Below are 14775 nucleotides of genomic sequence, written 5' to 3' on the forward strand. Positions count from 1 at the left end.
CCAACATTCGCATCAAAAGAAAAACAAATTCGCGGGTTTGGTTACGGACATCCAGGTATGGTTAATTTATACAAATATGCATGGAACGGATTTGAGATTGATACTTTAGAATCGATTTCATCTTTGTTAAACCCGATAAATGGAGAAAAAGAATCAGACACAATTTATAGATTTATCAAAAAAGGAGAAATTGTAGAAAAACTGTTAGAATTACCAAAAGAATACCAAAATATCAATGGAATTGAATGGTATTTAGGCGATTTATAGAGTTTATCGATGATGATACGGTTCATTTCGCAAAATCGTAAACGCTCTGTAAATTTGTTCTACCACAAATAAACGAACCATTTGATGCGAGAATGTCATTTTTGATAACGAGATTTTTCCTTGCGCTTTCGCGTAAACGTTCTCAGAGAAACCATACGGTCCGCCAATGACAAACACCAAGGTTTTTATACCCGAATTCATGCGCTTTTGCAAATAGCTTGAAAATTCTACGGAAGAAAACTGCTTTCCGTTCTCATCTAACAACACTAAAACATCTGTTGGCGCGAGTTTCTTTAAGATCAATTCGCCTTCTTTCTCTTTCTGTTGCGCTTCGCTCAAATTTTTAGTGTTTTTTAAATCGGGAATAATTTCCAAATCAAACTTCACATAATGCGACAAACGCTTTACATATTGATCAATCAATTGTAGTAATTGTTTATCATCCGTTCGTCCAATAGCGAGCACTTTTATATTCATTTGGCAAAAATAATAGAAATGACATAAAACAACGGTAATTTATCTGTTTTTAGACTTTCTTAATCGGAATCAGGAAAATAATGATATGTCAATTTTGATATGCGATATAAACTTTGCAAATTTGAGGGAATTACTATTATTATCTCAAAAAAATGATTTCAGAAGCGCAATTTCAAAAAGAATTAGAATTAATAATCTCAAATGCTATCCGTGAAGATGTTGGTGATGGCGACCATAGTTCGCTAGCTTGTATTCCAGCTACAGCAGAAGGAAAAGCAAAATTACTAGTGAAAGATGAAGGTATCATTGCAGGAATTGAATTTGCTAAAATGGTTTTCAATTATGTAGATCCAGCAATGAAAGTAGAAACCTTGATTGAAGACGGAAGTCCTGTAAAATATGGAGACATTGCTTTTTATGTCACAGGAAAATCACAATCAATATTGAAAGCAGAACGTTTAGTGTTGAATGCAATGCAGCGTATGAGCGCAATTGCTACCAAAACGAATATGTTTGTACAATTGCTAGAAGGAACAGGAACTAAAATTTTAGATACACGTAAAACGACACCAGGAATTAGAGCACTTGAAAAATGGGCAGTAAAAATTGGCGGTGGCGTAAATCATCGTTTTGCCTTGTATGATATGGTAATGTTGAAAGACAATCATATTGATTTTTGTGGAGGAATCACGCAAGCAATCACCCAAACGAAAACATATTTAAAAGAAAATACGCTCGATTTAAAAATTATTGTGGAAGCGCGTGATTTGAATGAAATTGCTGAAATCTTAAAAACGGAAGGTGTGTACCGAATTTTGATTGATAACTTTAATTATGAAGACACACGAAAAGCTGTGAAAATGATTGGCAATCAATGTTTGACAGAATCGTCGGGAGGAATTAATGAAAAAACCATTCGTGAGTATGCACTTTGCGGTGTAGATTACATTTCTTCGGGCGCATTGACACATTCTGTATACAACTTAGATTTAAGCTTAAAAGCGGTTGAATAATGTCTAAAGATATCGAAGACAAACTGGATCAAATTCCCGTCATCAATATTTTGGTGATGTTACTTAGGAACGTAAAACTTCCTGGACTTGAAGGTATGTCTTTGTATGATTTGTTAGAAATCTATATTGTTGGTATTGCTAATGGTACATTAACTGCACGCGCTAGTGCAATTGCGTTTAGCTTTTTTATGGCGATATTTCCATCGTTACTATTTTTTTTAAACCTATTACCGTATGTGCCAATTGATAATTTTCAAGCAGATTTTATAGAAACAATTACTTCGTTTCTTCCTAATGAATCTGGTATTTTTTTAAATGATATCATTATAGATATTGTCAAAAATAAACATGGAGGACTGCTTTCCTCCACCTTTTTTCTATCCATATTTTTAATGACTAATGGAGTAGGAGCTATGTTTACTGGATTTGAAAACTCCTATCATGTACATGAAAAGCGAAGTTTTTTTAAACAATACGTAAACGCTTTATGTATTGGTTTAACCTTGGCATTGTTATTGATTTTTACCATAATTGTGTTGGGGTATTTAGAAATATATACACCGCTTATAAGTAGTTCTGAACAACAAGCAAATACCGGAGTTTCAGTAAAGATTATTGAATATGCTTTTTTAATTTGTATGATATATATAGGAACAGCAATCTTATACTATTTTGGAACCTTGCAAAGAAAAAGAGCAAAATTTTTCTCGTCTGGTGCATTATTGACAACCGTACTTATTGTACTAACGTCGTATTTATTCGGAATATATATTGCTAATTTTTCTCAATACAATGAGCTATACGGTTCCATAGGAGCTTTGTTAATTTTGATGTTATATATATGGCTGAATGCGAATATATTACTGTTAGGATTTGAACTAAATGCTTCTATAGATATGTTAAAACTCAAAAACGAGACTACCTAATTTATTATGTTTGCATAATAAAAAGTAGTATATTACAAACGAAAATTATAAATAAACCCAATAGAAAATGAAAAAGACAATTTTTGCGTTCATCGCTTTTTTAATCGTAGGTATGACTGCTGTAAACGCACAACATGAAGTAGGAGCAGCAACATTACCAGACACAGTTACATTTGAAGGTCAAGAACTTATGTATAATGGTGCTGGCGTACGTAAAAAAGCTTGGTTTAAGCTATATTCTGGCGGATTGTACTTGTTGCAAAAATCAAGTAATGCCTATGATATTAGAACCGCAGATGAATCAATGGCGATCAAATTACAGATTACATCAGGGATGATTTCTAGTAAAAAAATGATCAATGCGGTAGATGAAGGTTTTGAAAAATCTACGAAAGGAAAAACAGCACCAATCGCGACTAAAATTGAAACATTTAAAAACTTTTTTAGTGACGAAATTAACGATGGTGATATTTTTGACATTGTATATATCAAGGATAAAGGTATTATTGTGTATAAAAACGGGACTGAAAAAGGAGTAATTCCTGGTTTTGAATTTAAAAAAGCACTTTTCGGAATTTGGTTAGGAATGAAGCCAGCAGACAAGAAGCTTAAAAGAGGAATGTTAGGAAACTAATTCGATTCAATACCTACATGAAAACAACATACATTTACATTACGCTATTAATATGTAGCTTGCAAATAGGTTTTTCGCAAACTGTTATTGGAAAATGGAAAACCATTGACGATGAAACATCAGAAGCGAAATCAATTGTAGAAATTTACCAAAAAAACGGTAAAATTTACGGGAAAGTTGTAGATATTATAGATGCATCAAAACGTAATGGATTGTGTGAAAAATGTAAAGGAAGTCGAAAAAATAAACCAGTTTTAGGAATGCAAATCATTGATGGATTGACCAAAGATGATGATGAATATTCCGATGGAAAAATTCTTGATCCCGAAAAAGGAAAAGAATATACCTGTAAAATCTGGCTCGATTCCAGCAATAAAAACAAATTATATGTGCGTGGTTATGTTTCTATCTTTTACCGAACTCAAAATTGGTATCGCGTAGAATAATCACAAAAAAAAACCTAAAAAACCACTCCGAAAAATGAGTGGTTTTTTTATGCAAAGTATGTACCTTTGAACTCATGGCATATTTCATTGACGTCATATTACCAATTCCGCTGCAGCGACTGTTTACCTACAGTATTACAGAAGCCGAAGCACAATTTCTGCAACAAGGAATGCGTGTGGCTGTGCCGTTTGGAAAAAGCAAAGTATATACGGCTTTGGTACATACAATACATCAAACAGCGCCAGAAGTCTACGAAGCAAAGGAAATTCAGCAAATACTTGATGAAACTCCAATCATCACTCCGCAACAATTAAAACATTGGGAATGGATTGCCAGTTATTACATGGCGAGTTTGGGCGAAGTATTCCGCTCTGCAGTACCAAGTGCTTTTTTACTCGAAAGTGAAACCATTATTTCTAAATTTGAAGATGGAAATGTGGATGAAAGTAAATTAAAAGATGATGAATTTTTAATTTTTGAAGCGTTACAGCATCAATCGTTGTTGAAAATTCAAGAAATCAGTAGTATTCTTGGAAAGAAAAACGTGTTGTCAGTTTTAAAAAGGTTGATCGATAAAGAAGTTATTCAAGTATACGAAGAAATCTACGAACAGTACAAACCAAAATTGGTACGGTACGTAAAGCTTCACACGAATTATGCAAGCGAAGAAAATCTTCAAAGATTACTTGATTCGCTCAACAGAGCCAAAAAACAACGAGAAGTCATTCTCACATTATTTTCCATTTCGGCAACGACCAAAAGACCTATTTCTGTCAAAGAACTCACCAAGCAAAGCAAAGCGAGTTCGGCAGTTGTAAGGGCATTAATAGAAAAGGAAATTTTAGAAGAATATTTCATCCAAAAAGACCGAATAGAATACAACGGAGATGAAGTTGAAGCTTCAAAACAGCTAAATCCGTATCAAGAAGCAGCGTATAAAACCATTGAAACTGCCTTTAAAACGCAAGATGTTTGCTTATTATATGGAGTAACATCTTCTGGAAAAACGGAAGTGTATGTGAAGTTAATTGAGGAAATGATCAACACAGGGAAACAGGTACTATATCTGTTGCCAGAAATTGCATTAACCACACAATTAATCACGCGTTTACAACAATATTTTGGTGAAAAAGTAGCTGTGTATCATTCCAAATATTCCGTTCATGAACGTGTAGAAGTTTGGAATAATGTGTTGAATAACAAGCCAAAAGCGCAAATTGTAATTGGCGCGCGTTCTTCGTTGTTATTGCCGTTTTCAAATTTAGGTTTAATTATTGTGGATGAAGAACACGAAACGTCTTTCAAGCAATTTGATCCTGCACCAAGATATCATGCGCGTGACGCCGCAATTGTGTTGGCAAAAATGCACCAAGGGAAAATTATATTAGGTTCGGCAACACCAAATGTAGAAAGTTATTACAATGTAAAAAATCAGAAGTATGCGTTGGCGACAATTACAAGACGTTATGGCGATGTTCTCATGCCGGAAATGGAATTAGTTGATATCAAAGAAAAGCACCGTAAAAAGCGCATGAAAGGTCATTTTTCCGATCGTTTGTTGGAAGAAATTGAAGAAACACTAGAAAATGGAGAACAAGTTATTCTATTTCAAAATCGTCGTGGATATGCACCAATAATTGAATGCAACACCTGTGGACATTCACCACAATGTCCCAATTGTGATGTAAGTCTAACATACCATCATTACAAGAACCAAATGCGTTGTCATTATTGCAGTCATCACATTGCTATGCAACAACAATGTTTGGCGTGTGGAAGTCACGAATTAGACACCAAAGGTTTTGGAACGCAGCAAATAGAGCAGGAGCTGAACGAATTATTGCCCGACATAAAAGTTGGGCGAATGGATTTGGACACGACACGTGGAAAATATGGACATCAAAAAATTATCTCTTCATTTGAACAGCAGGAAATTCAGATTTTGGTTGGTACGCAAATGTTGACAAAAGGACTGGATTTTAGAAACGTGAATTTAGTCGGAATTATGAATGCCGATAGCATGCTCAACTTTCCCGATTTTAGAGCGCATGAACGTAGTTTTCAACTCATTCAGCAAGTTGCCGGTCGCGCCGGAAGAACTAAAAAGCGCGGTAAAGTTATTGTACAAACCTATAATCCGTATCATCAAATACTGCAACAGGTTTCTGTGGGGAATTATGAAGCCATGTTTACAGATCAATTAAATGATCGTAGGCAGTTTCATTATCCACCTTTTTACAGATTGATCAAAATTACGCTCAAGCACAAAGAATACAATCGTGTAAATGAAAGTGCGGCGTGGTTTGCAAAATCGCTTCGTAATAGTTTTGGTGAAAATGTGTTAGGTCCAGAATTTCCGCCAATAGCGAGAATACGAAATTTATACCTAAAACATATCTTGCTAAAAATTCCCAAACAACAATCCTTGGCAAAAACAAAGGATGTCATTTTACGCATAAAAACGAGTTTTTTGTCTATTTCTGAATACAGAAGTATCCGAATTATCATTGATGTAGATACAATTTGATCCTAATATTGAAAATCTAAATTCAAATTTTTCGTCAATTTGATTATTTTTCTTTGAAAATTATACAGAAAAGTGTTCCAAAAGTAGCTTTGCAGATAAAAAATCTTGCAAGAAACAAAGTGTTTAATCTTTTTCAAGAGAAAAGTAAACAAAAAAATAAGTGTAATTTAAGTATTATGAGAGATTAAATATTAGAAAGTGCTTCTGATAATTCTACTTTTTTATTTCTGCTCAACGGAATTAATTGACCTGCAATTTCAACATTTTTACTATTAAAACGATCGACTTTATCTAAATTCACAATGTAGGATTTGTGAATGCGTAAAAACTTATTTTCAGGCAATTGTTTTTCAAAAGCTTTCATTGTGGAAAGTACGACAATATTACTTTCATCTGTAACCAATTTTACATAATCACCCAAAGCTTCAATCCATTTAATAGTATTCAAAATAACCTTCCGTTTTTTCAAGTTGCTTTTTACAAAAATATGATCGTCGTCTTCATTACTTTTCGTACTATAGTTGGATTTGTCGAGTGCACGTGCAATCGATTTATCAAAACGTTCTTTCGTTAAAGGCTTGTGTAAAAAGTCGGTAACATCATAACTAAAAGCTTTAAAAGCATACTCAGTTTTTCCTGTTACCATGATTACCTGTGGCGGGTTTTTTAAAGACTCTAGCAAGTCAAAACCATTCAAAACAGGCATTTCTATATCCAAAAATATTAAGTCTACATTATTGGTTTTAAGACCATTTTTAGCCTCTATAGCGTTGCTATATTCTGCAATTAAATTCAATGACGGATGATTCAGTATCAACTTGGCAACAGCCATGCGTTGTATAGAAGAATCATCAACTATTATACAGTTAAGCTTCATAAGCGAATTAACGATTTTTTGTAATTTGGGTACATGCAATGTTATAAAAAATAAATCAAAACAGCAACAAAATAACGGATTTATTACGTAATTTATCGAAAAAAAAGAAGAGTTTTTGTTTGGTTTACAACAAATAAACGGTACATTTGCGCCCAATTTCAATTAAAAATAGTATTTATGAATCATTATGAAACTGTTTTCATTTTAAATCCCGTTTTATCTGAAACTCAGATAAAGGAAACAGTAGCGAAATTTGAAGATTTCATCGTTTCTAGAGGTGCCAAAATGATTTCAAAAGAAAATTGGGGGCTAAAAAAATTAGCATATCCAATCCAACACAAAAAGAGTGGTTTCTATCACTTATTCGAATTCCAAGCTCCAGGAGAAGTAATTACTCCGTATGAGTTAGAGTTTAGACGTGACGAGCGCATCATGCGTTATTTAACAGTACGTTTAGATAAACATGCAATTGCTTGGGCAGAAAAGAGAAGAAATAGAAATAAAACCGCTAAATCTTAAGAAATATGTCTTCAATAGAACAACAAGCAAAAGGAAAGAAAGAAGGAGAAATTAGATATTTAACTCCTTTGAACATCGAAACTACAAAGGCAAAGAAATATTGTCGCTTCAAGAAGTCAGGTATCAAGTATATCGATTACAAAGATCCAGATTTCTTAATCAAATTTGTAAACGAACAGGGGAAATTATTACCACGTCGTTTAACAGGAACTTCATTAAAGTATCAACGAAAAGTGTCTGTAGCTGTAAAAAGAGCACGTCACTTAGCATTAATGCCATATGTTGGCGATATGTTAAAATAAAATAGAGACACATTATGGAACTTATTTTAAGACAAGACGTTGAAAACTTAGGATTTAAAGATGACGTTGTAACTGTGAAAAACGGATACGGAAGAAACTATTTAATTCCTCAAGGATTTGCAACATTAGCAACAAGTTCAGCTAAAAAAGTTTTAGCAGAGAACTTGAAACAAAAAGCATATAAAGAGCAAAAATTAGTGGATGAGGCTAACACAACTGGAAAAGCGTTGTTAGACTTAGAAATTAAAATTACTGCAAAAACAGGAACTGGAACGAAATTATTCGGATCAGTTAATAACATCGATTTAGCAGAATCATTAAGTAAAGCAGGTCACGCAATTGATAAGAAATTTATCAAGGTGATCGGTGGAAACGTTAAAAGAACTGGTAAATACGAAGCTAAAGTTAGATTGCACAGAAGTGTAGTTGTTGACTTACCTTTCGAAGTTATTGCAGAAGCAAAATAAGAACGCATCGCGTTTGTACAGAAAGCCACTCAATTTTGAGTGGCTTTTTTTATGCTATAATTTTCAATAGTTGTAAATTTGCACTTTTATTTTCAAGAACATGAAATACACAAGACTTACAAAAGAACAGCTAGAAGAATTACACCAAGAATTCATCAACTTCTTAGCAACACAATCTATTGACGCAGACGAATGGGCAAAACTCAAAATTGAAAAACCCGAAGTTGCTGAACAAGAAATTGATGTCTTTAGCGATTTGGTTTGGGAAGGCGTGCTAAAACAAGCAACTTATCTTGAAAATATTTCATCGCAGCATTTATATTTATTCCACTTGCGTGAAGATGAAATGAAATTGATCGCAGTTAAAATTTTAAATGAAACGATAGACATTACTACGAAAGAAGGTTTTGCTTGGTTACGCGAAAATTATTCAACTGAAGAAGTAGAAATTTTAACAGCAAATAAAGCATATTCTGAAGACAGAAACGCAGATAAATTTGCATTACTGCAACAAGGATCAAACATTACCAAAGGACAACTTTTTCAGTGGTTTGAAGGGATGATGACGTAGTTTTAATACACTAGACCGAACAATATTCAAAATTATTCTCAGATAATTGAAACATCTTTTTTTATTGTATATTCGAACTGATATTACAGTTTCTTTTAAACCGAATAAATACAATGAGAAAAAAGTACGTATTGATCTTATGTCTCTTATTTATAGTGAATGTTTTCGGGCAAAAATCAACAGTATCTAAACTTGTTGTAGAAGGAGAAATTGAATTTATTTCAAAGTTGCCCAATCCAGATAAAATGAATTATCCTGATTGCAACTATACTGCGATATTAAATCTAAATACGAATTCAGAAAAAACAATTAGTGTAGTTTTTAAAGGAATTGAAAATAGAAAAATGCTTGAAACAGGAGGCTATAGAGTAGGCGATAATGTTAAAGTAACCTTGATTCCTTTTGAAAATGCAGCAGTTGAAATAAAACAAATTCAATTGGTTGATGAAATTGATGATTTTGACATGAAAGTCTATTATGCTATTGAATCAAAAAAAATAACTCAATATTCAGAACAACAAAATAGCAATGCGCTTGCTACTATAAAAGAAAAAGATGAGCAAATAAAAATTCTTCCCAAAGACCTAAAATCTGCTCGAATCCGAAAGAAAAACATCAAATCTGAAATCAAAAGAATTAAAAAATTACTAAAATCTCATGGTGGTAGCTGGGAACAATGGGAACAAGATATAAGCGACTTTAAAGTCGAATATGCAAAGGCGACAAAAGCGAAAGCATCAAAGTGGGTTGATAACGCTTTCTTTTCAGCAGGAAAAGCATATTCGGAAACAAATGAAGGTAATTTTGTTGAAGCAATGACGCGCTTTCATACGTATTTAAAACAGTTTAATATTGATTTAATTGTCATCAGAATTCCGTTCAAAGGAGAAGTTTCAGGCCATCTTTTCAGCGATAAACTATCTGATTATGTAGTGAATCCGTATGCACTAAAAGTAACTGCTGACTTATTAAAAAATGATGTAGAAGTCATCGATATTCTTCCAAAATTGATTGAAGAACGTATGAAATCTCCGCTTACATTTTGGTACAACGATTTTGAGGAAGCGCATCCTGGTGAACCCGTATCATGGATTGTTGCTAAAGAATTAAAAAGTGTATTAGCACGATATCCAGCATACAAAAATAGCCCCAAAATTGAAACAAATTTAAAGGATGAAGTCGGAGTTAGAATCAATGGAATCTCATACAAATGGCCAAAAGGCAACAAATCATTTCCTAGCAACGAATTGATCAGTTTTACGTCGGTAGTTGACAGCACAGGCGAAATGCTAGCACTGAACTTTGACAAAAAAGAATCCCCATTTTTATTCATCGGAAATTCATTTATGGCATATCCGGCATTAAGAAGAGGAGGAAGTATTCCGCATTATTTTACACATGAAACTGGAATTTTAACTGATGTCTATTTTAGAAGTGGCGGCACAGGATTTGGACGATTGCTCTACAAAAAAGGAAAATCATATCTCGAAAACAGAAGAGCAATTATATACATTGCACTTCCTACAGATTTTCAAGGTACGGTGCCAGAAATTCCATTGAGCGCCAGTATTCGTAAAGAAGATTATACTGAAAAACCGATTTTAAAATTGGGCGAAAATAACTGGGAAAAACATGCTGTATTCATTCCAGAAGTTTCAGATAAAAACATCTTGGAAATTCAAAAAAATGGACATCTAAAAGCAATTGGTAAAGAAAAAGGTAAAAGTGATGGAGGCGATGTAATTGTAACGATTCCAACAACTGAAAAATTCAAAAAGAATGACATTCTAAAAATACAATTTCAATTCAGGTCCGTAGGATATGGAAATATTGTGATACATTTCGGTGGACAAGAAAAAAGTTTCTTTCGTTCCAATGATGCAAACGATACCAATATTGAAACCGTATATTTCAAAATAAACGAGAAAACGGATCTCAAGAAGTTCAAAATATCATTTCGTCGTTTAAAACGAAAACAAGTTATCAAAGAAATTGATGTAAGTTTACTCAGCTCTAAATAAAATATAAATGGTATTTAGCTCGTATTTCTTCATCTTTTATTTTCTACCAATAGTACTGCTATTGTACTATCTGTCTCCCAAAAAATTAAGGCATCTTACCATAGCAATCATCAGTTATGTTTTTTACGGATGGGCAAATCCTGCATTTGTATTATTAATGATTGGAAGTACAATAATTGATTATATCTGCGGACTTTTTATTGCAGATCGTTGGGGAAAAAACTGGAACAAACCAATAGTATCTTTAGTTAAAGGTGGCAACAGAACGAAACGACAAAAAATAGCCGTTAGAGTTTCTATAATATCAAATTTGTCATTACTTGTATTCTTTAAATACTTCAATTTTGCGGTAGAAAATTATAATTCGCTCCTGGAATTTATCGGATTGCAAACGCTAGAATCGGACAGTATTATTAACGTTGTATTGCCATTAGGAATCAGTTTCTATACATTTCAAAGTATGAGTTATTCCATTGATATTTATCGTGGAAATGCAAAAGCAATTAGGAAGTTTGTAGACTTCGCTTGCTATGTGTCCATGTTTCCGCAATTGGTTGCCGGACCAATTATTCGGTTTCAAGAAATTTCAAATCAACTAAAAGAAAGAACACATACGCTTGAAAAATTCTCAAGAGGAATTGCCTTTTTCTGTTTAGGAATGGCCAAAAAAGTACTCTTAGCAAATCCGTGTGGTAAAATAGCAGACACTTGTTTTGACGCTGTCGATGTTGGTTTTCTAAACTCTTGGTATGGCGCAATTTCGTATGCATTTCAAATTTATTTTGACTTCAGCGGCTATTCAGACATGGCAATTGGACTCGGTTTAATGCTAGGATTTGTATTTGCAAAAAACTTCGATTCGCCATATTCTTCCAGAAGTATTACCGAATTTTGGCGCCGTTGGCATATCTCTTTATCCACTTGGTTGCGCGATTATTTATACATTCCGTTAGGCGGAAATAGAAACGGAAATACACGAACGTATATAAACTTAATGCTTGTCATGTTGTTGGGTGGATTATGGCATGGTTCCTCATGGAATTTTGTTATTTGGGGCGCAATTCACGGAACATTTCTAGCATTGGAAAGACTAGCGAATAAAAAAGCGTTCTACCAAAAATTACCAAAATTGGCAGGAATCACGATTACGTTTATCATCGTAGTTTTTGCATGGGTATTTTTCAGAGCCAGTGATTTGCCAAATGCAATCACGTACATTCAAGCGATGTTTGGTGGAAATACAAGTTCGCAGGCAGATTTAGTAAATAACATCTTAATAAAAAATCCGTATTACATTTTTAGTTTTATCCTTGCGGGAATTGTCGTTTGGAAATTTCCACAAACCTGGGATTTTACAAAAAAGATCACTTTGGCAAAATCAATCTGGATCATGTTGCTTATGATGCTCTCCGTAATGGCAATGGTTACACAAGATTTTAATCCGTTCATATACTTTATTTTTTAAAATTGATGCCTATGAAAGATAAAAAAATGACGCCAGAAGAAATTGCAACTATGGAAATAGGAAGCACTGACATATCTAAAACGAATCAAAAAATATTGGTAGCTTTCTTTCTGATTTTCATTGTATCCGCAGTTATTGTTCAGTTCCTTTTTAGTACGAATAATGAAACTTTCGCAAGTAATAATTCAGACATAAAAAATGATCAAACTATAGCAGAATCTTCTAGTTTCTTAAAAACGATGACTGATTTCAATGCGGGTTTAGGAAGCGATATCAAACAATTTGAATCAGATATTGAAGAGAATGCTGTCTATCGTAAAACAATGATTCCAATCACACAAACAGGTTTGGTACGTATTTTTAACACAGGAAACGAAAATGCGTGGCTTACAAAAGATAATTTCTATTACAAATATTCAAATCAATACCTAACACAGCCAGGATTTTTAGACAGGAAACAATTACAAAAAAGGGCAAAAGAAAACATACAGCCAAATCCTTTAAAGGCAATTCTTCATTTCAACGAAAGTTTGGCAAAAAGAAACATACAACTTATCATTCTTCCTGCGCCACCAAAAGCAGCATTCTTACTTAAAAATGATGTAAAAGCGCTGAATAATAACTCTTATGCAATATTTGTAAAGCAATTACAAAAAGAAGGAATTGTAGTCTGTGATGTGTTTGAATTGCTTGAAAATCAAAATTTTGAAAACTCAGGATATCTAAAATATGATACGCATTGGTCGCCAGAAGCAATGAAAATGGTAGCAAACAAAGTGAGCGAATTGTTAGACAGTCTGTCAATTGCAAAAGGAAACATAGATTACAACACTAAAAAATTGACTGTTCAAAATCACGGCGATATTGTCGATATGCTAACGATTGAAAACAAAGACAATCTTTTTAAAAGGCAATCTATAGAGATAGAACAGATTTTGGAAGAAAACTTTCTATTCAAACCAGCTACGCAATCAGATATTTTATTTTTGGGCGATAGTTACGCAAACATTTACTCTTTAGAAGGAATGAATTGGGGAAGCGCTGCGGGACTTTCTGAACACATTAGTAAAAACATGCGCAAACCTGTAGATCGAATTCAAATGAACGACGCAGGAGCATATGCGACACGTTTAGCACTTTCAAACGAATTGAAACGCGGTAAAAACCGATTGGCAGGAAAAAAAGTAGTAATTTGGGAATTCGCTGCGCGCGAATTATCTGTTGGCGATTGGAAACTGATCGACATGAAACTAAATGAAGACTATGTTTCTGAATTTTTTGTTCCAAAAGAAGATACTTCTCACGTTGTAACGGGAATTGTGAGCGAAACGAGTCAAGTGCCAATGCCAAATTCGGTTCCTTACAAAGATCATGTGGTTTCGGTACATATTACCAACTTGAAAGAGATCAACACAGGAAAAGAATTAGGAGAAGCTGTTGTCTATTTATCCAGTATGGAAAATAATAATTGGACAGCTGCTGCGCAATTGCGAAATGGACAAGAAATTAAATTAAAACTATACAACTGGAATGATTATACAGCGGAATTTGGTCCCATAAATCGTTCCGAATTGCAAGATGACGAATTATCATTTGCAGATCCATGTTGGGGAGTTTTGCTAAAAAAATAATAGGAATACAATGAAAAACGCATACAAAATCCTTGGATTAATTGCAGTCGTATTGTTTTCAATACAAGCAACAGCGCAAACAGCTTTTGAAAAAATATGCAAAGAAAAAATCGCGAAAACTGCAACAACAACAATTGTCGGAGAAGATGGTTGGTTGTTTTTACCTAGTGAATTGTCACATGTATCAAAAGGAAAATTCTATGGAACAGCAGCTGCAAAAACGTCGGTGTGTACAAATGCAGATAGAAAAGATCCGATACCTGCAATTGTCGATTTTAACAAGCAACTCAAAAAATTGGGCATAAAATTATATCTCATGCCGGTTCCGCCAAAAGCCTTGGTAAATGCAAACAAAGTTGATGCTTCTGTAAAAGTGAATCAAAGTTTGAACGCACACTATAAAAATTTATACAGCGAACTAAAAAATAATGGTGTTGAAGTCATTGATTTGTTTTCTGAATTCAAAAAATCGACAGCAAACGGAAACGCTACGTATTGCAAACAAGATTCGCATTGGAATCCAAAAGGCATTGAAATCGCGGCAAAAACACTTTCTGATAATATAAAAAAAGAACAATGGTATACAGCATACGCTGGAACTGTACAAAAAGAAAAATCGGTTAAAAAAACA

At 33.7% G+C, this 14775-nt stretch carries 15 protein-coding genes and 1 pseudogene; 14 read left to right on the top strand and 2 right to left on the bottom strand.

The genetic code is table 11. The features are described 5' to 3' along the window. Positions 1-267, top strand: a pseudogene (locus AB8B65_RS15820) (hypothetical protein); the annotation flags it as partial. A gap of 3 nt (positions 268-270) precedes the next feature. Here the strand turns inward: AB8B65_RS15820 and rlmH are convergent. After that, positions 271-744: a 23S rRNA (pseudouridine(1915)-N(3))-methyltransferase RlmH gene (gene rlmH, locus AB8B65_RS15825; RefSeq protein ID WP_405302239.1), complete on the bottom strand. Its 474-nt coding sequence runs from the start codon at positions 742-744 to the stop codon at positions 271-273. Between the two features lie 152 nt (positions 745-896). Here rlmH and nadC point away from each other — a divergent pair, with 152 nt between their 5' ends. From nadC to priA, 5 genes are all read left to right on the top strand, one after another. Next, positions 897-1757: a carboxylating nicotinate-nucleotide diphosphorylase gene (gene nadC, locus AB8B65_RS15830; protein WP_405302240.1), complete on the top strand. Its 861-nt coding sequence runs from the start codon at positions 897-899 to the stop codon at positions 1755-1757. Further along, entirely contained in the window at positions 1757-2683 is a 927-nt protein-coding gene (locus tag AB8B65_RS15835; RefSeq protein WP_405302241.1) for a YihY/virulence factor BrkB family protein, read from the top strand. The genes nadC and AB8B65_RS15835 overlap by 1 nt, the downstream gene beginning before the upstream one ends. Positions 2684-2750: 67 nt before the next feature. Further along, a complete protein-coding gene (locus AB8B65_RS15840; RefSeq protein ID WP_405302242.1) occupies positions 2751-3317 on the top strand; it encodes a chalcone isomerase family protein in 567 nt (188 codons plus the stop codon). A gap of 17 nt (positions 3318-3334) precedes the next feature. After that, complete coding sequence (locus AB8B65_RS15845) at positions 3335-3763, top strand: DUF2147 domain-containing protein (RefSeq protein WP_405302243.1); 429 nt, start codon at positions 3335-3337, stop codon at positions 3761-3763. Positions 3764-3837: 74 nt separating this feature from the next. Further along, positions 3838-6291 (top strand): primosomal protein N', encoded by a 2454-nt coding sequence (priA, locus tag AB8B65_RS15850; protein ID WP_405302244.1) that lies wholly within the window; start codon positions 3838-3840, stop codon positions 6289-6291. A gap of 184 nt (positions 6292-6475) precedes the next feature. On the opposite strand, the gene AB8B65_RS15855 is transcribed toward priA, so the two are convergent. Continuing rightward, complete coding sequence (locus tag AB8B65_RS15855) at positions 6476-7168, bottom strand: LytR/AlgR family response regulator transcription factor (RefSeq protein ID WP_405302245.1); 693 nt, start codon at positions 7166-7168, stop codon at positions 6476-6478. A 177-nt stretch (positions 7169-7345) separates the two neighbouring features. On the opposite strand from AB8B65_RS15855, the gene rpsF reads away from it, so the two are divergent. From rpsF to AB8B65_RS15895, 8 genes are all read left to right on the top strand, one after another. After that, the gene (gene rpsF, locus AB8B65_RS15860; protein ID WP_405302246.1) at positions 7346-7687 is read left to right on the top strand and encodes a 30S ribosomal protein S6; all 342 of its coding nucleotides are present in this window, start codon (positions 7346-7348) and stop codon (positions 7685-7687) included. 5 nt (positions 7688-7692) lie between these two features. Next, entirely contained in the window at positions 7693-7989 is a 297-nt protein-coding gene (rpsR, locus tag AB8B65_RS15865; RefSeq protein WP_046757893.1) for a 30S ribosomal protein S18, read from the top strand. Between the two features lie 14 nt (positions 7990-8003). After that, entirely contained in the window at positions 8004-8456 is a 453-nt protein-coding gene (rplI, locus tag AB8B65_RS15870; RefSeq protein WP_405302247.1) for a 50S ribosomal protein L9, read from the top strand. Between the two features lie 100 nt (positions 8457-8556). Continuing rightward, entirely contained in the window at positions 8557-9027 is a 471-nt protein-coding gene (locus AB8B65_RS15875; protein ID WP_405302248.1) for a DUF6495 family protein, read from the top strand. Positions 9028-9140: 113 nt separating this feature from the next. Continuing rightward, complete coding sequence (locus AB8B65_RS15880; RefSeq protein WP_405302249.1) at positions 9141-11048, top strand: hypothetical protein; 1908 nt, start codon at positions 9141-9143, stop codon at positions 11046-11048. Positions 11049-11055: 7 nt separating this feature from the next. After that, positions 11056-12513: an MBOAT family O-acyltransferase gene (locus AB8B65_RS15885; protein ID WP_405302250.1), complete on the top strand. Its 1458-nt coding sequence runs from the start codon at positions 11056-11058 to the stop codon at positions 12511-12513. A gap of 11 nt (positions 12514-12524) precedes the next feature. Continuing rightward, the gene (locus AB8B65_RS15890; RefSeq protein WP_405302251.1) at positions 12525-14144 is read left to right on the top strand and encodes a hypothetical protein; all 1620 of its coding nucleotides are present in this window, start codon (positions 12525-12527) and stop codon (positions 14142-14144) included. A gap of 10 nt (positions 14145-14154) precedes the next feature. Continuing rightward, positions 14155-14775 (top strand): hypothetical protein (locus AB8B65_RS15895; RefSeq protein ID WP_405302252.1); only part of this gene is annotated, 621 nt, incomplete at its 3' end.

This window comes from Kordia sp., from assembly GCF_045105435.1.
Lineage (GTDB): Bacteria > Bacteroidota > Bacteroidia > Flavobacteriales > Flavobacteriaceae > Kordia.